The 18,415-nt window shown below is 68.2% G+C and carries 15 protein-coding genes and 1 tRNA gene; 3 read left to right on the top strand and 13 right to left on the bottom strand.

Annotated features, from left to right (window positions below):
* Positions 1-53: 53 nt before the first annotated feature.
* Genes FB560_RS19690 through FB560_RS19680 form a run of 3 tightly spaced genes read right to left on the bottom strand, consistent with a single transcriptional unit; the run spans position 54 to position 3,690 of the window.
* Positions 54-1,106, bottom strand: coding sequence for an ABC transporter permease (locus FB560_RS19690; protein WP_141874396.1), 1,053 nt, complete (start codon positions 1,104-1,106; stop codon positions 54-56).
* A complete protein-coding gene (locus tag FB560_RS19685) occupies positions 1,103-2,131 on the bottom strand; it encodes an ABC transporter permease (protein WP_229673018.1) in 1,029 nt (342 codons plus the stop codon). The genes FB560_RS19690 and FB560_RS19685 overlap by 4 nt, the downstream gene beginning before the upstream one ends.
* Positions 2,132-2,163: 32 nt before the next feature.
* The gene (locus FB560_RS19680; protein ID WP_141874394.1) at positions 2,164-3,690 is read right to left on the bottom strand and encodes a sugar ABC transporter ATP-binding protein; all 1,527 of its coding nucleotides are present in this window, start codon (positions 3,688-3,690) and stop codon (positions 2,164-2,166) included.
* Positions 3,691-3,840: 150 nt separating this feature from the next.
* Between FB560_RS19680 and FB560_RS19675 the strand changes: the two genes are divergently transcribed.
* Positions 3,841-4,848, top strand: coding sequence for a LacI family DNA-binding transcriptional regulator (locus tag FB560_RS19675; RefSeq protein ID WP_141874393.1), 1,008 nt, complete (start codon positions 3,841-3,843; stop codon positions 4,846-4,848).
* 174 nt (positions 4,849-5,022) lie between these two features.
* On the opposite strand, the gene FB560_RS19670 is transcribed toward FB560_RS19675, so the two are convergent.
* Positions 5,023-7,311 (bottom strand): glycoside hydrolase family 3 C-terminal domain-containing protein, encoded by a 2,289-nt coding sequence (locus tag FB560_RS19670; protein WP_141874392.1) that lies wholly within the window; start codon positions 7,309-7,311, stop codon positions 5,023-5,025.
* Positions 7,312-7,405: 94 nt separating this feature from the next.
* On the opposite strand from FB560_RS19670, the gene FB560_RS19665 reads away from it, so the two are divergent.
* Complete coding sequence (locus FB560_RS19665) at positions 7,406-8,011, top strand: TetR/AcrR family transcriptional regulator (protein ID WP_141874391.1); 606 nt, start codon at positions 7,406-7,408, stop codon at positions 8,009-8,011.
* A gap of 127 nt (positions 8,012-8,138) precedes the next feature.
* Here the strand turns inward: FB560_RS19665 and FB560_RS19660 are convergent, their stop codons facing one another.
* The 9 genes from FB560_RS19660 to serS form a co-directional block, all read right to left on the bottom strand.
* Positions 8,139-9,074, bottom strand: coding sequence for a carbohydrate ABC transporter permease (locus FB560_RS19660; protein ID WP_141874390.1), 936 nt, complete (start codon positions 9,072-9,074; stop codon positions 8,139-8,141).
* Positions 9,071-10,036 (bottom strand): carbohydrate ABC transporter permease, encoded by a 966-nt coding sequence (locus FB560_RS19655; RefSeq protein WP_188895048.1) that lies wholly within the window; start codon positions 10,034-10,036, stop codon positions 9,071-9,073. Before FB560_RS19655 ends, FB560_RS19660 begins: the two co-directional genes overlap by 4 nt.
* A 6-nt stretch (positions 10,037-10,042) precedes the next feature.
* Positions 10,043-11,413, bottom strand: a complete 1,371-nt coding sequence (locus tag FB560_RS19650; RefSeq protein WP_141874389.1) for an ABC transporter substrate-binding protein — start codon at positions 11,411-11,413, stop codon at positions 10,043-10,045.
* A 40-nt stretch (positions 11,414-11,453) separates the two neighbouring features.
* Positions 11,454-13,160, bottom strand: a complete 1,707-nt coding sequence (locus FB560_RS19645; protein ID WP_141874388.1) for a glycoside hydrolase family 13 protein — start codon at positions 13,158-13,160, stop codon at positions 11,454-11,456.
* A gap of 124 nt (positions 13,161-13,284) precedes the next feature.
* Positions 13,285-14,289 carry a LacI family DNA-binding transcriptional regulator gene (locus FB560_RS19640; protein ID WP_141874387.1) on the bottom strand — a complete coding sequence of 335 codons (1,005 nt, stop codon included), beginning with the start codon at positions 14,287-14,289 and terminating at the stop codon, positions 13,285-13,287.
* Positions 14,290-14,355: 66 nt separating this feature from the next.
* Positions 14,356-15,594 carry an LCP family protein gene (locus tag FB560_RS19635; RefSeq protein WP_141874386.1) on the bottom strand — a complete coding sequence of 413 codons (1,239 nt, stop codon included), beginning with the start codon at positions 15,592-15,594 and terminating at the stop codon, positions 14,356-14,358.
* A 50-nt stretch (positions 15,595-15,644) separates the two neighbouring features.
* Positions 15,645-15,729: transfer RNA gene (locus tag FB560_RS19630), tRNA-Ser, on the bottom strand.
* A gap of 43 nt (positions 15,730-15,772) precedes the next feature.
* On the bottom strand, positions 15,773-16,594 hold the full coding sequence (locus tag FB560_RS19625) for an HAD family hydrolase (protein WP_141874385.1): 822 nt from the start codon (positions 16,592-16,594) through the stop codon (positions 15,773-15,775).
* Positions 16,591-17,895, bottom strand: coding sequence for a serine--tRNA ligase (gene serS / locus FB560_RS19620; protein WP_141874384.1), 1,305 nt, complete (start codon positions 17,893-17,895; stop codon positions 16,591-16,593). The genes FB560_RS19625 and serS overlap by 4 nt, the downstream gene beginning before the upstream one ends.
* A 138-nt stretch (positions 17,896-18,033) precedes the next feature.
* Here serS and FB560_RS19615 point away from each other — a divergent pair, with 138 nt between their 5' ends.
* On the top strand, positions 18,034-18,414 hold the full coding sequence (locus FB560_RS19615; protein WP_141874383.1) for a YybH family protein: 381 nt from the start codon (positions 18,034-18,036) through the stop codon (positions 18,412-18,414).
* Position 18,415: the final 1 nt, after the last annotated feature.

Below are 18,415 nucleotides of genomic sequence, written 5' to 3'. Positions count from 1 at the left end.
TTCTTCCTTTCGTGATGATCACCGCTGGCGGGTGCCGGCGATGAGAGGCTGCCTCATGGTGCGGAGGAGGCTGCGACGCGGAGCGGCGGACCGGCCTTCGCACGGATGCGCTGCACCCAGGCGAGGACGCTGGCTGCGACGACCGAGAAGATCAGCAGACCGCCGGTGATGATGTTGATGACGTCGGACGTGACGCCGGCGAGGCGCAGGCTGCTGCCGAGCACCCCGATCAGCAGAACGGCGGCGACGACGCCGTGCAGATGTCCTCGACCGCCGAAGACCGAGACGCCGCCCAGCACGACGGCGGCGATGACCTGGAGCTCGAGCCCGGTGGCGTTGTCGCCACGGGCGCTGCCGAAGCGCAGTGTGTAGAAGATGCCCGCGAACGCGGCCACCACACCGGAGAGCACGAACAGGATGAACTTCGTCCGCTCCACATTCACGCCGGAGAACCGCGCGGCATCCTTCGACAGGCCGATCGCGAAGACCCCGCGCCCGAAGGGGGTGAAGTGCAGCAGTACGATGAACAACGCCAGCAGGATCAGGAACGGGATGACGATGTACGGGATCGTCGTCCCGGCGATCTTCGCCTTCGCGAGAGCTGTCCACGCCTCCGGGAAGTCGGTGACGGCCGTGGTGCCGAGCAGCCCGACCGCCAGACCGCGGAACAGTGCGAGCGTGCCGATCGTGACGGCGAGCGAGGGCAGTCCGACGACGGTGACGAGGAAGCCGTTGAAGGCACCGCCGACGACGCCGACCAGGAGTGCGGCGAGCGCCGCGACCTCGAAGGGAGCACCGGACTGCGTGAGCACGCCCGTCACGACGCTGGCCAGCCCCACCATCGACCCGACTGAGAGGTCGATCTCGCCCGTGATCATGACGAGGGTCATCGGCAGCGCGATGAGCAGGATCGGCGCGACGTCGAGCAGCAGGTAGTTCGCGGTGATGGGCTGCGCGAACCCGCGGATGGACACAGCGGCGACGATCGTCACGAGCACCAGGAGCGCGATGATCGCGAACTCGCGGTTGATGAAGATGCGGCGCCAGAGCGGACGGTCGTAGTCGCGGATGGCGCGCGTCGACGCGGTCGTCGTTGTCGTGGTCATGATTCGTCCCTCGCCTCGATGAGCTGGCGTCTCTGTCTGACCGCGAGCACCCGGTCGAGCACGATGGCCCCGATGATGAGCACGCCCACCACGGCGCGCTGCCAGAAGTCCGGGATGCCGAGGATCGGCAACGCACGGTTGATGGTCATCAGGAGCATCGCGCCGATGGCCGCTCCCCAGACCGTGCCGACGCCTCCGGTGATCGCGATGCCGCCGATGACGGCCGCGCCGACCGCATCCAGCTCCCAGCCGCTGCCGGCCTGCGAGCTGATCGATCCGTACCGGGCGGCGTAGAAGACGCCGGCGAGCCCGGCGAGCGCGCCGGAGAGGACGAATGCCGAGAGCACCCGGCGCGTGACCTTGAGGCCGTAGAGCTCTGCGGCTGCCGGGTCGGATCCGATCGCGTAGTACTCGCGACCGCCCCGGGTGTTGCGCAGGTACCAGGCGGCGACGGCGAGCACGATCACCGCGATGATCGACAGCACGGGGATGAACAGGATCTGCTGCGTGCCGAGTCCGAGGAAGTCCTTGGGCATGTCGGAGGCGTTGATGCGATCGCTGCCGGTCCAGAGCACGTTGATGCCGCGATAGGCATACAGCGTGCCGAGTGTGATCACCATCGCCGGCACTTTGGCGAACGCGACCAGCGCGCCGTTCACGAGTCCGAGGAGGGCGCCGAGGAGCACGGCGGCGATCACGACGACGACGATCGGGATACCCGGTATGTCGACGAACAGTCGGCCGGTCAGGTAGGCCGTCAGGCCCATCACGGACCCCACCGAGAGATCGACGTTGCGCGTGATGATCACGATGGCCTGGCCGATCGCGACGAGCATGAGGATCGACGGCGTGAGCAGCAGGTCGCGCCAGCCGTCGGCGCTGAACAGGAAGTTCGGGTTCTTCACCGTGGCGGCGATCACGACGAGCACGAGGGCGGCGAGGATGCCGAACTCGCGCGCGCGTCCGACGCCGGCCGGCTTCTTCGCGAACGCCGGGGCGTCCGGCGGTGCGGTGATGAGGCTCACTTCGTCTCTCTTCGTTCTCTCAGCGCGGCGCATCAGTGCTGCTCCGATGAATGAGTGGCGGCGAACATGACGTTCTCGCTGGTGGCGTCGTCGCGGGAGATCTCGGCGGTGATGCGGCCTTCGCGCATCACCAGCACCCGGTCGGCCATGCCGAGGACCTCGGGGAGCTCGGAGGAGATCATGAGGATGCCCATCCCCTCGCCCGCAAGCTGCGACAGGAGACGGTGCACCTCGGACTTCGTGCCGACGTCGATGCCTCGGGTCGGCTCGTCGATGATCAGGACGCGCGGGTCGGTGGCGAGCCACTTGGCCAGCACGACCTTCTGCTGGTTGCCGCCGGAGAGGGTGGATGCCACGGTGTCGAGCGCGTGCGTCTTGACCTCGAGTCGGGATGCCCATTCCTTGGCGGCACGGTTCTCGATGCCGCTGGTGATCAGTCCCCACTTCGACAGACGTCGACGGATCGCGAGCGTGATGTTGCCTCCCACGCCCGCGTCGATCACGAGACCCTGCTTGCGGCGGTCCTCCGGCACGAGCGCGAGCCCGCTGCGCATCGCCGCGGTGGGGTTGCGACGGGCGACGGCGGCGCCGAGCATCCGCACGTCGCCTTCGTTGTACGGATCGACGCCGAAGACCGCGCGCGCGACCTCGGAACGCCCTGCGCCGACCAGGCCGGCCAGCGCGACGATCTCGCCCGCCCGCACGGTGAACGAGATGTCATGGAAGACGCCGGGGCGGTTCAGCCCTGTGACCTCGAGCAGCGGCTCACCGATCTCGGCTTCCTGCTTGGGGAACAGCTCGGTGACGTCTCGGCCGACCATCTGGCGCACCAGGTCGTCGACCGTGGTCTCGGCGATCGGCGTGGTGTCGATGTAGGCGCCGTCCCGCATGACGGTGACGGTGTCGCACAGATCGAACACCTCGTCGAAGCGGTGCGAGATGAACAGGATCGCCCTGCCTTCGTCACGGAGGCTCCGGGCGACGGCGAACAGACGGTCGACCTCGACGCCGCTGAGAGCGGCGGTCGGCTCGTCCATGATCAGCACGCTCGCATCGAGGGAGATCGCCTTGGCGATCTCGATGATCTGCTGGTCGGCGATCGACAGCCCTTCGGTGATGCGATCGGGGTCGAGCGCCACACCCAGGCGGCGGAAGATCTGGTCGACCTCGGTGCGCATCGCCTTGCGATCGATGCGACCGAGGAAGCCGGTGGGCTGGCGCCCCATGAAGATGTTCTCGGTGACCGAGAGATCGGGGAACAGCGTCGGCTCCTGGTAGATGACCGCGATGCCCGCGGCCTTCGACTGGGCGGTGCTGGTGAAGTCGACCTCTTCGCCGTGCAGGCGGAAGTCGCCGGAATCGCGGCGGTAGAGACCGGCCATGATCTTCACGAGCGTCGACTTGCCCGCACCGTTCTCACCGATGAGGGCGTGGACCGAACCGGGGCGGAGCGTGAGGCTGCCCGAGCGGAGCGCGACGACGGGGCCGAAGGACTTCACGACCCGGTGCAGCTCGAGCGCGGTGGGGGGAGCGCTGCGGGCGGAGGCTGCGTCTACCACTGGCTTTCCTCTCCGTTGAGGGGGATGATGATCGGAATGAACTCTACCTGAATCGATTCAAGCTCGTTTCAGGCTAGTGTATGTGATGCCGGTCTCAGGTCAACCCCTGATGCCGAAGCGTGATCCACCCGACGACGAGAGGACAGCCAGATGTCGATCAGCATCCGTGATGTCGCCCTCCGCGCCGGCGTCTCGGTCGGCACGGTGTCGAACGTCCTGAACCGCCCGGACGAGGTCTCCAGCGATTCGGTCGAGAGGGTCACGCAGGCGATCGAAGAGCTCGGCTACGTGCGCAACGATGCGGCGCGCAAGCTCCGCGCCGGCGTGAGCACCACCGTCGGCTTCGTGGTGCTCGACGGCCAGAACCCCTTCTACAACGACGTGGTGCGCGGGGCGGAGGACGAGGCGTCCAGCCACGGCATCGCGATCCTCTACGGCAACACCGACGATGATCCGTCCCGCGAGAAGGTCTACCTCGATCTGTTCCGCGAACAGCAGGTCCGTGGACTGCTCATCGCCCCCTACGGCGATGTCATGACACAACTGCGCCGATTCCGGGCCAGCGGGATCGCCACGGTCCTGGTCGACCGGTTCAGCGCCGACAGCGGCTTCTCGTCCGTTTCCGTCGACAGCGTCGCGGGCGGGCGTCTCGCGGTGGAGCACCTGATCGAGGGCGGCCGCAGGCGCATCGCCTTCGTCGGCGGCCCGTTCGACATGCGCCAGGTCACCGATCGCCTCGCCGGCGCCCGCGCCGCGGCGGAGAACGCGGCGGTCCACGTGGAGCTCGAAGTCGTCCCGACATCGGCGATGACGGTCGAAGAGGGAGTCATCGCCGGCACGAAGCTGCTCACGCGCCCGCGCCGCGAATGGCCGGATGCGCTCTTCGCCGCCAACGATCTGCTGGCGCTCGGGCTCCTGCAATCGCTGGTCTCAGGAGGGCGAGTGCTGGTCCCCGATGAGATCGCCCTCATCGGCTTCGACGACAACCCGTTCGCCGCGGCCGCTGCCGTGCCCCTGTCGTCGATCCGCCAGCCGAGCCGGATGATCGGACGCACCGCGCTGCGCATCGTGCTGGAAGAAGCCGCCGACCCCGAGAGCATCCCCCGCCAGACGGTGTTCCCGCCCGAACTCGTCATCCGTCGCTCGACGGCGGGCTGAGTCCGCCGACTTCCGCCCGCGGAGTCCGCCGGCCCCGCGCCTAGAGACCCACCGCCACCGCGCGCCGAGACCCACCACGCGCGCCGAGACCCACCATCACCGGTGCGCGGCGTGGTGGGTCCGGGCGGTCGTGGTGGGTCTCGGCGCAAGCGCGGGAAGGAAGACCCCCGCGGACTACTCCGCCGGCAGGACTCCTGCGTTCGCGGCCGCGATCAGCTGCTCGACCTGCTCGTAGGTCACCTCGACACCCGGGAATCCGACGAGGCGGCCGATCGGGAACGACGCCATCATCTTCTGCATCGCGTCGTCGTCCGGGATCATGGACGCCGCCGACGAGTCCGCTCCGCTGAGCTCGCTCATGAAGCCGCCGAGCGCCCCCATCACGATGGGGCCGGCGACCGGGTGGGCCAGCACGTCGCCGACCGAGGAGTTCATGGTCAGATCCTGCTGCACATCGTCGCCCGCGACCTCGACCGAGACCGACGAACGGATGTCACGGCTGGATGCCGCCACCTCGACCGCGTACGTGCCGCCCTCGACGACCCAGCGATCGACGCGCACGTCCCAGTACGCCAGGTCCTCGCGGCGCACGACGAGCTCGACGGCACGGGTCTCGCCCGCGGCGAGCGCGACCGACGAGAACGCCTTGAGCTCGCGGGGTGCGCGCTGCACGATCGACTGCGCAGGGGCGACGTACACCTGGACGATCTCGCGACCGTCGCGGTCACCGGTGTTGGTCACATCGACGCGCACCAGGATGTCGCCATCGGCGCCGATCGATGCCGTGGCCGCCCCGTACTCGAAGGTCGTGTACGAGAGTCCGTGGCCGAACGGATAGGTGACCTCGAGGCCCTTGGCGTCGTACCAGCGGTAGCCGACGAGCAGCCCCTCGCCGTAGCGGACGTGCCCGAACTCGCCCGGGAAGTTGCCGAACGAGGGGTTGTCCTCGACACGCACCGGAACCGTCTCGGTGAGCTTGCCCGAGGGGTTCACGACGCCGTAGAGCACGTCGGCGACGGCGCCTCCTCCGGCCTGACCGAGCAGCCAGGTCTCGACGATCGCCGGCACCCGGTCGGCGAAGGGCAGCGCGACCACGCCGCCGTTGGACAGCACCACCACGGTGCGCGGGTTGGCCGCGATCACCGCGTCCAGCAGCGCGAGCTGCGTGGCAGGCAGGTCGATGTGTTCGCGGTCGAAGCCCTCTGATTCCTCGGCAGCAGGCAGGCCCAGCAGGACGACGGCCACATCGGCGGCGGCAGCCACCGTCACGGCCTCGGCGCGCAGGTCATCAGCGCTGCGTCCGGATGCCGCGATGGCGCCACCGGCGACCGCGAAGCCCGGGGCGTACGTGACGTTGCCTCCACCGACGGCGCGCAGCTCGTCGAGGGCGGCATCGACCCTGGTCGGGTTGATGAGCGAGGAGCCGGCGCCCTGGAAGCGCGGCTCGGTCGCGAACGCCCCGATCACGGCGACCTTCTGTGTGGCTGCAAGGGGCAGCACTCCCCCGTCGTTCTTCAGCAGCACGATCGAGCGGCCGGCGGCCTCGCGGGCGAGGGCGTGATGCGCGTCCACGTCGAGGGGTCCGGCCACGGCCGGTCGCTCCCCCGCCTTGCGCACGAGGTCGATCGCTCGGCCTGCGGCCGTGTCGAGCACGCTCTCGGCGAGGGTGCCGGCCCGCACGGCATCCACCAGCTGCGCATCCGTCCGGCCACCCGATGCCGGCATCTCCAGGTCGAGTCCGGCGGCGACGCCCGTGACGCGGTCGTTCACGGCACCCCAGTCCGAGACGACGAGGCCGTCGAAGCCCCAGTCGTCGCGCAGCACGCTGGTGAGCAGCCACGGGTCCTCCGAGGTCCAGACGCCGTTGAGCTTGTTGTACGAGCACATGACGGTCCACGGCGAGGCGTCTTTCACGACGCGCTCGAAGCCGCGCAGGTAGATCTCGCGCAGCGGTCGCGGGTCGACATCCGAGCTCGCGCGCATGCGGTCGAACTCCTGGTTGTTCGCCGCGAAGTGCTTGAGCGAAGTCCCCACACCCTGCGACTGCACGCCGCGCACCGAGGCGGCACCGAGGATGCCCGAGACGAGAGGGTCCTCCGAGAAGTACTCGAAGTTGCGTCCGCACAGCGGGGAGCGCTTGATGTTGATGCCGGGTCCGAGCACCACCGCGACGTCTTCGATCGCGGCCTCCACGCCGATCGCGGCGCCGACGCGCGCGATGATCTCGGGGTCGAACGACGAGCCGATGCCGACGGCGGGCGGGAAGCAGGTGGCGGGGACGCTGCTGGCGAGCCCGAGGTGGTCCGTGCCGCCGGACTGCTTGCGGAGTCCGTGCGGACCGTCGGTCATCATCACCGAGGGGATGCCCGCGCGCTCCACAGCCTTGGTGGTCCAGAAGTCCGCGCCGCTGGTGAGCGACGCCTTCTCCTCGAGTGTCAGATCGGATGCCGAGATGTCGGTCATGGTCTTCCTTTCGCGGGCGACGGCGGTGTCTCTGCGAAAACTATATGCGCTTCAGTATTAGATTTCAAACGGTATTCAGGATTACTCTCGAGGCATGGCACGACGTGGCTCATACGCGAAAGGCGTCGCTCGACGCGAAGAGATCCTGGAGAGCGCGCTCGACGTGATCGGGCGCAAGGGATACCAGAACGCCTCTCTCAAGGAGATCGCCGAGGTCGTCGGGGTGACCCCCGCCGCGCTGCTGCACTATTTCGGCTCCAAGGAGGAGCTCTTCACCGAGGTGCTGCGCAAGCGCGACGAGCACGACGGGCTGGATCCCGCCTTCCTCGACGCCGACGCGGCCAGAGCCGGTTTCATCGACGTGATCCGTCACAACACCCAGGTCCCCGGTCTCGTGGCCCTCTTCTCACGCCTCTCGGTGGATGCCGCCGACCCCGAGCACCCGGCACACCAGTACTTCCTCGACCGCAGCGAGCGCCTGCGCGAGACCTTCGTCGAGAGCTTCGGCCCCGGCGGCCACGGACGCCCCGTACTCGAGCCCGAGACCCTCGCACGCGTCATCCAGGCCGCATCCGACGGCCTGCAGCTGCAGTGGATGATCGACCCGACCGTCGACATGCCCGCGATCATGGAGGCGTTGATCGGCGCCCTGTACCCGCCGGCTCCGCCCGCCGCCCTGACGACTGAACCGCAGATCTGACCGCCGAGACCCACCACCCCCGCCGAGACCCACCGCGAAGAACGCCTCGCGCGGTGGGTCTCGGTGCTCGCGGTGGGTCTCGGTGCGGAACAGCCGCAGCGCGAACCACCCACGGCAACCGGGAGGGCTACCCCTTCACCGCACCGCCGAGCCCCGCCGACCGCAGGAACACGGATTGGAACACGAGGAACATCGCGATCGGGATGAGCGTGGCGATCGCGAGCGCCGCCAGGAACACGTCGAGCTCTGTCTGCGACTGCACCGCGGGCAACCGCACCGACAGCGGCTGCACCGCGGGGTCCGGCAGCACCAGCATCGGCCAGAGGTAGTCCTTCCAGGCGGCGATGATCGCGAAGACCGAGACCACGCCGAGGATCGGCTTCGACATCGGCAGCACGATCGACCAGAAGAGCCGGAAGGGACCGGCGCCATCGGTGCGCGCAGCCTCGAACACCTCCCGCGGCAGGCTGTCGAAGAAGCGCTTGACCAGCAGGATGTTGAAGGCGTTCGCGCCCATGGGCAGCCACACCGCGAGGTAGTTGTTGAGCAGATTCACCTCGCCCAGCAGCGGCGGGTTGACGATCGTCAGATACAGCGGCACGAGCAGCACGATCCCCGGGATGAAGAGCGTCGCCAGCACGAGCCCGTTCAACACCGGCGCGTACCTCGGGCGGAGCACGGAAAGCGCATAGCCCGCCGTCGTCGCGATGAAGAGTTGCACGAACCAGGCGCCGAGCGCGATCACGATCGTGTTCAGGAAGTACTGGTCGATGTGGATGTCGTTCCACGCCGTCGACAGGTTCTCCCAGTCGATCCCGTTCGGCCACAGCGCGAAAGGCTGCTGCAGGGTGTCCTGCGTCGGGGTCACGGCCGACTTCGCCAACCACAGGATCGGGCCGAGTCCGGCCACCACCAGTCCGACGGTCAGGAACACGTGCGTGAGCGACATCCCGAACCGGATGCCCGGACGCCGACGCTCCGAGTCCGAGATGACGGTGCGGTCCCCCACCCGGTCGGCCGCCTTCTCGGCTGCTCGTTCGGCAGCGCGGGTCGAGAGACTCATGTCGTGCTCCAACGGTCGGTGAGCTTGAAGTACAGCCAGGACAGGATCGCCAGCACGATCGCCAGCAGCACCGAGACCGCGGTCGCCTCGCCGTAGTCACCGCCCAGACTGTTGCGGAACGCCTTGTCGTAGATGTACAGCAGCACGGTCTTGGTCGCCCCGGCCGGCCCGCCTCCCGTGAACAGGAACGGTTCGAGGAACACCTGCGCGGTCGCGATCACCTGCAGGATCAACATGATGAAGAGGATGCCGCGCAGCTGCGGGAGCGTGACGTGCCACACCTTCTTCCAGATCCCCGCACCGTCGACCTCGGCGGCGTCGTACAGCTCGGGCGGCACGCCGAGCAGGGCGGCGAGATAGATGATGATCGATCCCCCTGCTCCCGCCCAGGTCGCCTCGAGCACGAGGGAGGGCATGGCCTGAACAGCATCCTGGATCCACGGCTGCGGCGGGATGCCGACCCAGCCGAGGACAGAGTTGAAGACGCCGGAGGGATCGGCGCTGTAGAAGAACTTCCACAGCAGCACGGCCACCACGGGCGGGATCACGACCGGCAGATACGCCAGCGCCGAGTAGATGCCCTTGCCCCGCCGCACCTCGCTCATCAGCACGGCCATCAGCAACGGCAGCGGGAACCCGAACAGCAGCGCGAGCACCGCGAACCACAGCGTGTTGATCACGGCGCGACCGAGCTCAGGGTCTCCGATCACGGCGAGGTAGTTGTCGAACCCGACCCACTCCGAGACGATGAGGTTCGTCTTCTGCAGGCTCATGATCACCGACTGCACGATCGGGGACCACGAGAAGAACACGAACACGAACAGCATCGGCAGCACGAACAGCAGGTTCGCCAGCCCGCCGCCGCGGTACCAGCTCAGCGGCGAACGGCGGCGGGAACGGCGCACAGCGGGCGGCGGAGAGGTCTCCACCGCCGCCCGCTGCTCAGGGAGCGTCATCGTCATGGACTACTACTCGTCGAGCTTCGACTGCGCGTCGGTCTGCGCCTGGGCGAGGAGGGCGTCGATGTCGGCGTTCTGGTCCGTGAGCACCTTCTGCACCACGGTGTCGAGCAGTGCGTAGACCTCCTGGGTCTTCACCTTCGGCTCACCGACCGGCGTCTGATCCCAGATGCGGTCGCTGAACGGTGCCATCTGGTCGACCGGCACGTTGATGTAGTCCGCGATCCACTCCTGCGACTCGTCGTACAGCTCACGGCTGAGCACCGGCAGCAGCGGGGTGCCCACGGCCTGACCCGATTCGTTCAGCGTCTTGGCGTCGAGGACGGCGGCATCCTTGTCCATCAGCTTCTGCATGTAGTACCAGTCGATCCAGGTCACCGCCGCGGCCTTGGTCTTCTCATCGACCGTGGGGCTGATCACCGCGATGTCGCCACCGCCGAGGGTTCCGGGGTCGTCGCCCTCCATCGGCACGACGGTCATGCCGTAGATCGAGGAGTCCATTCCGAAGTCGCGCACGAGAGCCGTGTAGATGTCGGAGCCCGAGGTGTACATGCCGACGTTGCCGGCTGCGAACTCCTGGTTGATGGTTCCCCAGTCGAGGTCGACCTTCGAGCCGAAGGAGCCGTCCTCCCATTTCACGTCGTGCAGGAACTGCAGCGCCGCCTTCGTGGCATCGTTGTCGATCGTCGACTCCGCCGTGCCGTCTCCGTTGTCGGTCTGGGTGCGACCGCCGCGCGCGACGGTCTGCGAGGTGAGCTGCCAGCCGCCCGTGTTGTTGATGGCCATCTGCGCGTAGCCGGTCTTGCCGGTGGCGTCGTGGATGGCCTTGGCCGCCTCGCGGATCTCCTCCCAGGTCTGCGGAGGGTTGTCGGGGTCGAGACCGGCCTGCTCGAACAGGTCGCGGTTGTAGTGGAGCGCCGCCGCATACGCCTGCCGGGGGAACCCGTAGATCTTGCCGTCGGCACCGGTGACGCCGTCGAGGATGATCGGGTTGAACTTGTCGGTGTACCCGAGCTTGTCGATCGCGTCGGTCACGTCCATCAGCTGCCCGTTCTCGAGGAGCGTCTTGGAATCGGTGAACGGCACGGTGAACACGTCGGGCAGGCTGCCGCCGGCGAGCTGCACGGCGAAGGTGGGGCCCTCCCATTCGTACTCGACACCGATGATGTCGATGTCGGGGTACTCCTTCTCGAACTGCTTCTCCTGCGCCGCGAACGCCTCATACGCGGCTGCATCGGCTCCGGGCGGGAACGTCGCGACGCGCAGCTCGGTCTTGCCGTCTGCGGCGCCCTCGTCTCCGCCCGCGCTGCAGCCGGCGAGAGCGCCGACGGTCGCCAGCACGGCGATGCCGGCGACCAGGGTCTTCGTGGGTGACTTCATTGTCTGTCCTTCCATGTGGTGCTGATCGGGTGGTGCAGGGCTAAGGGGTCTCTCGCGGAGAACGCTCACGCGGCGCGCGCAGGGCGAGCCAGGCCGTGGCATCGGGCGGCAGCACGCCGTCGAGCGGGGCGCTGGCGAGGAGGACCTCGTGGTGCGCGGGAAGCGGTACCGGAACGGGCCCGAGATTGGTGATGCTGACCGTGCCGTCGCCGCGGCGGAAAGCCAGCACGTCGGCGCCGAGTTCGAGCCACTCCAGGTCGCTCCCGGCGAAGTCGGCGGTCTCGCGACGGCGCGCGATCGCCGCGCGGTACAGGTTCAGGGTGGACTGCGGATCGAGCTCCTGGGCGTCGACCGTGAGCGCAGCCCAGTCCGCGGGTTGCGGCAGCCAGGGCATGCCACCGAATCCGTACGGGCTCGATCCTCCTGCCCACGGCAGCGGCACTCGGCATCCGTCCCGGCCGGGATCGACTCCCCCGGAGCGGAAATGCATGGGGTCCTCGATCACTTCGAGCGGCAGCTCGACTTCGGGCAGACCGAGCTCGTCGCCCTGATAGATGTACAGACTGCCGGGGAGCGCAGCGACCAGGAGGGCCGCCGCCCGTGCCCGGCGGGTGCCGAGTGCGGAATCGGTCGCGGTGCCGAACCGCTTGCGGTCGAACGCGAAGGAGGAGTCGGCCTGCCCGTAGCGGGTCGCGGGCCGGGTGACGTCATGGTTCGACAGCACCCAGGTCGCCGGGGCGCCGACCGGCGCGTGCTCGGCCAGGGTGCGCGTGATCGATGCACGCATCGCCTGCGCACTCCACGGCTGCGACATGAAGCCGAAGTTGAATGCGGTGTGCATCTCTCCGGGGCGCAGGTAGCGGGCGAACCGCTCGGCATCCTCCAGCCAGACCTCCCCGACGAGCACCCGCTCGCCGTCGTACTCATCTGCGACGGCACGCCAGCTGCGGTAGATGTCGTGCAGCTCATCCCTGTCGATGTGCGGATGTCCGACGATCGGTGCGGTCCCCACGGGCAGATCAGGCAACGACGGGTCCTTGACCGGCAGCGCGGCGGAGTCGATCCGCACTCCGGCGACGCCGCGATCGAACCAGAACCGCAGCACGTCCTCATGCTCGCGGCGCACATCGGGATGGTTCCAGTTCAGATCGGGCTGCTCGGGAGTGAACAGGTGCAGGTACCACTCGCCGGGCGTCCCGTCGGGGTTCTGCGTGCGCGTCCACGTCTCGCCCTGGAAGCTGGAGACCCAGTTGGTCGGGATGCCGGCACCGTCGGCCCCACGGCCGGGGCGGAACCAGAACCGCTCGCGTTCCGCACTTCCGGGACCGGCCGCGAGTGCCTGCCGGAACCATTCGTGCTGGTCGGAGACGTGGTTCGGGACGATGTCGACGATCGTGCGGATGCCGAGCTCAAGAGCCTCCGCGATGAGCTGCTCGGCCTCCTCGAGCGTTCCGAAGCGCGGATCGATGCCGCGGTAGTCCTGCACGTCGTACCCGCCGTCGGCGAGCGGGCTCGGGTACCAGGGGGTGAACCAGAGGGCGTCGACGCCGAGGCTCTTGAGGTATCCCAGCCGCGAGCGGACGCCGGCGAGGTCGCCGATCCCGTCGCCGTTCCCGTCGGCGAAACTGCGCACGTACACCTGGTAGATCACGGCCGTGCGCCACCAGCCGGCGTCGGCGGGCAAGGTCACGGGGCGTGCAGGGCTCGTGCTGCGCAGAACATCGGTGTCCACGGAACTCCTCGTCATCGGTGGCGATGCTCCGAATGTAGCTTTTCCTTCCGATCATTGCAAGAACTAAACAGATTGTTGGAATTTTGCGATGACTTGCAGGCGCAACAACAGCCGCCGACCGGGCCGCTGCGGGGCGGGGTCAGGCGTGAGGGCCGGTGGAGGCGCGCAGCACCAGCTCCGGCTCGAAGAGGAGTTCGTCACCCGGCTGAGCCGTGCCCGCGATCTGCGCCAACAGCAGCTCGATCACGGCGCGGCCCATCGACTCGATCGGCTGCCGCACCGTGGTGAGCGGCGGCTCCGTGCAGCTCATGAGCGCGGAGTCGTCGAAGCCCACGACGCTGACGTCGCCCGGCACCGCGAGGCCCGCTCGTCGGGCGGCGCGCACCGCGCCGAGAGCCATGGGATCGCTCGCACACACGACGGCCGTCGCGCCCGCCGCGAACAGTCGGGTGGCACCCGCCTGTCCGGATTCGAGGGAGTACATGCCCCGGACGACGAGCTCATCCGACAGGGGCGACCCGAGGCGTTCCAGCAGACGGCGTGCGGCATCGAGCTTGCGCTGCGAAGGCACGTGGTCCTCCGGCCCCAACAGCAGGCCGATCCGCCGGTGTCCGAGCTGATGCACGTGCAGAACGGCCTGCTCGGCAGCGGCCGCATCGTCGGTCGACACGGTCGCGAAGCGCAGCTCCGGCACCCGCGCGTTCACCAGCACCGTGGGCAGATTCACCTGCCGCAGACGCTCGTAGTGCTCGTGCGCGGCATCCGCCTGCGTGTAGTTGCCGCCGAGGAAGATCACGCCGGAGACCTGCTGCGCGAGGAGCAGGTCCACGTAGTCCGACTCCGTGACGCCGCCGGCATTCTGCGTGCACAGCAGGGGTGTATAGCCGTTCTGCGTGAGCGCGCCGCCGACGATCTCCGCGAAGGCGGGGAAGATGGGATTCTGCAGTTCGGGAAGCACGAGGCCGACCAGCCGGGCGCGCTCGCCACGGAGCTTGGTCGGGCGTTCGTAGCCCAGCACATCGAGTGCGGTCAGCACCGCCTGTCGGGTGGCATCAGACACTCCGGGTTTGTCGTTGAGCACACGGCTGACCGTGGCTTCGCTCACTCCGACCTTGCGGGCCACCTCGGCCAGGCGCTTCGACATGGGGTCAGTGTACGCAAGTTCTTGCAAGATCACGCAAGCGGATGCAAGACCCCGTTTTCTCGCGACTCAGCGGACGTTGCCGTTCGAGCAGGTCTGCTGCGCCGCGGAGTTGCCCTTGATCGTGTCAGGCAGCGCCACGACGTTCTCCGGAGTGGCCGTGGGGTCCGGCGTCGCCTCGTCGGTCGGAGCCGTGGGTTCCTCGACGATCACGCCGTCGTTGCTGGTGTTCTCGTGTGTGATCTGCAGCTGGGCGTTGGCTTCGATCGCGTCCCAGAGCGCCGTGGCGGCTTCGGTGTTCGGCACGACCTTGTTCGGGTCTGCGTAGTCCGCACCGGTCGGGTACTGCACGAAGACGATGTCCTCGAACGGCACCTCCTTGACCGCGAGGGCGATCTGCACGATCGTCATCGGGTTGTTGGCGAGTGAGGTGCTCGCCTCGAGATTGCTCAGCGCGGTGTTGGCAAGCTTGAGCATGACCGGCACATTGCCGAGCACCTCGCCGCTGATGAGCTTGCGCGACAGACTCGACATGTACTGCTGCTGGTTGCCGATGCGTCCGAGGTCGCTGCCATCGCCGACGCCGTGGCGCGTGCGCAGGAACTGCAGTGCCTGCAGGCCCTCGACGGTGTGATTCCCCGCCGTCAGGTCGAGGCCCGTGTACCGGTCCCTGATCGGGTTCGCCAGGCACACGTCGACGCCGCCGATCGCGTTCGTGATCTCGATCACGCCACCGAAAGTGACCGATGCCGCGAACTGCACCTCCTGGCCGCTGAGCTCGGAGATGGTCTTCACGACGCAGTTCAGTCCACCGTCGGTGTACGCCACGTTGAGCGGCTGCTTGCTCATCGCGGAGTGGACGGTGCCCTTGTCGTCGGTGCACTCCGGGATCGGGATCATGAGGTCGCGGGGGAAGCTGACGACGGTGATCCGACGCGGCTCCTCGGAGACGTGCACCAGCAGGTTCACGTCGTTGAGGGAGCCTTCGGAGTCGCTGCCGCTGCAGCGGTCGCCGAAGAGGGCGGCGTACTCCTCTTCGCAGGTGTCGACACCGGCGAGGACCAGATTGAATCCGCCCTTGTACTCGCCGATGTTCGGGGGCACGGCTTCCTGGCCCTCGAGATCGACGGCGTTCGCCGCGACCGTGCTCGAGAAGTCATAGGCGATATAGCCCGCCACACCGATGCCGCTGACGAGGACCACAGCGAGGCCGATCGCGATGAACTTGAGCAGCTGGCTGACAGGTCCGGGCGTGCGGAGCTGGCCGTGCCGCGCGATGGTACGACGGCGTCGGGTGGTTTCGCTCACTCGGGGCCTTTCGGATCAGCGTGCGGTGCGGGGTCACCGTGCTCGGAATGCGGAGGGTGTGGGATTCGAACCCACGAGACATCTCTGCCCACTGGTTTTCAAGACCAGCTCCATCGGCCGCTCGGACAACCCTCCTCGACAGACGCATCTGTCGACAAGGCGTGAGTCTAGCCGAGTTCTATTCTCCCGCGCTCACCTGAGCGCGTGCTGGAAGCGTGTCCAGCGCCACGGCGAGGCCCCCGTCGGCGACGTCGCCGGTGACTTCCGTCGCCGCGTCCTTCACCACGTCGGGTGCCTGCCCCATCGCCACTGCGCGCCCTCCGAGCGCCCGCGCCCAGCCGAACATCCCGATGTCGTTGCGCCCGTCTCCCGCGACCAGGACCCGGTCCTCCGCCAGGCCGAGCTCGACCCGCACCTGCTCCAGCGCCGTGCCCTTGTCGACCCCCTGCGGGGCGATGTCGAGCCACGCGGTCCAGCCGATCGCATACGAGACCTCGTTGAGTCCGGCATCCGCCACCAAGCGGTGGAAGTCCTCCTCGTCGTGCCCGGGCGAGACGACCACGACGCGCGAGACCGGCTCGGCGGCCAGCTCGTCGAAGCTCACACGACGGCCACCGTCGAGCGTCCAGTCGTCGAGCTGCTCGGTGTACAACCGCTGCCCGGAGGCGAGTTCGACCATGTACCGGGCTTCGGGGAGGCGATCGCGCAGCAGGGCGAGCACCGGAGTCGGGTCGAAGGTCTCGACGTTCCAGCGCTCCCAGTCGTCACCCACCCGCCGCATGGTGACGGCGCCGTTGGAGCACACCACGTACTCCGCCGTGAGGCCGAGCTCCTCGACGTAGCGTCGGGTCGCCATCCAGCTGCGCCCCGTGGCGATGGTCACCTCGTGGCCGGCATCGCGGACGCGGGCGACCGCCTCGGGTACGCCGGGGCTCATCGTCTCGTCCTGCAGCAGGATCGTGCCGTCGACGTCGAGCCCGACCAGCCAGGGGGCAGTCATCTGGACCCCTGCGCCGGTCGACGCGTCGGTTCGATCACTTCGAGTCCGCCCAGGTACGGGCGTAGCACCTCGGGAACCCGCACCGAACCGTCGGCCTGCTGATGCGTCTCGAGCAGAGCGACGATCCAGCGTGTGGTCGCCAACGTGCCGTTCAGCGTGGCGACCGGCTGCGTCTTGGCCTGCTGCCCCTCATCGACCGCCGGGCGGTGCCGCACATCGAGACGGCGCGCCTGGTAGGTCGTGCAGTTGGAGGTCGAGGTGAGCTCGCGGAACGCGCCCTGGGTCGGAACCCACGCCTCGATGTCGTACTTGCGGGCGGCGCTCGATCCCAGGTCACCCGCGGCCACGTCGATCACACGGTAGGCGAGCCCGAGCGAGGTCAGCATCTCCTCCTGCAGTGCGACGAGGCGCAGGTGCTCGGCCTCGGCGTCAGCGGGATCGATGTAGACGAACATCTCCAGCTTGTTGAACTGGTGCACACGGATGATGCCGCGGGTGTCCTTGCCGTGCGATCCCGCTTCGCGGCGGTAACAGGTCGACCAGCCGGCGTAGCGCAGCGCGCCCTCCGACAGATCGACGATCTCGTCCTTGTGGTAGCCGGCGAGGGCGACCTCGCTGGTACCGACCAGATACAGGTCGTCGTCCTTGTCGAGGTGATAGACCTCATCGGCATGCTCGCCGAGGAAACCGGTCCCCTGCATGATCTCCGGGCGCACGAGCGTGGGGGTGATCAGCGGGACGAAACCGTTCTGCAGCGCCTTGTCGAGCGCGAGGTTCATCAGGGCGATCTCGAGACGCGCTCCGATGCCGCGGAGGAAGTAGAAGCGGGCGCCGGAGACCTTCGCACCGCGCTCCATGTCGATCGCTCCGAGGAGCTCACCCAGCTCGAGGTGATCGCGGGGCTCGAAGTCGAATGCCGGCACCTCGCCGACGCGGCGCAGCTCGACGAAGTCCGCCTCACCGCCCGCAGGGACGCCGTCGATGACGACGTTCTCGATGCGACCCAGCGCCGCCGCCGCCGCATCCGCTGCTGCTCCGGCCGCCTGCTGCGCGAGCTTGACGCGCTCAGCGAGGTCCTTCACCTGCGCGACGAGCGCGGCCTTCTCCTCTTTCGGAGCCTTGGCGACCTGCTTGCCGAAGGCGTTCTGCTCGGCCCGCAACTCCTCGAACGCGGCGAGCGCCGCGCGGCGCGATCGATCGGCCTCGAGTGCGACGTCGACGGAGCCCTGGTCATTGCCGCGGGCTGCCTGTGAACGGCGGACGATCTCCGGATTTTCGCGGAGGAGTGCGAGGTCGATCATCCATCGATTCTACGGTGCCAGCCTGAGGCGGATCCCCGGCGCGGGAAGCCCCGACTGCTGCGATGTCACACCTTCGTCGCGGCGACGTCTTTCTCCACAGTGGTCGCCATCCGGCCGGCCCCTCCTGAAAGGAAACACATGAGCACTCCGGTCACCTCCCTGGATCAGCTCAACCTGGCTTTCGCGGACCGATTCAACGCCCGTGACCTCGACGGACTGATGGCGCTGAACGCCCCCGACGTCGTCTTCGTCCCTGCCCCCGGTCAGCCTGTCACCGGCGAGGACGCCGTGCGCGGGGCGCTGGAGCAGTTCCTCGGTCTGAACCTGCCGATCGTGATGACGGTCCGGCACGTGTTCGAGAGCGACGGCGTGGGCCTCGCCGTCGCCGACTGGACGATCGAGGGCGCGGCTCCCGACGGGTCGCCGATCGCTCTCGCGGGCACGACCGCCGACGTGGCCGTGCATGACGAGACGCATGGATGGCGCTACGCGATCGACAACCCCTTCGGCACCGCGTGAC

The organism is Microbacterium saperdae, from assembly GCF_006716345.1.
GTDB lineage: Bacteria > Actinomycetota > Actinomycetes > Actinomycetales > Microbacteriaceae > Microbacterium > Microbacterium saperdae.
The sequence above is the reverse complement of the archived record's forward strand: the minus strand, read 5'-3'. Positions and strand labels throughout refer to the sequence as shown.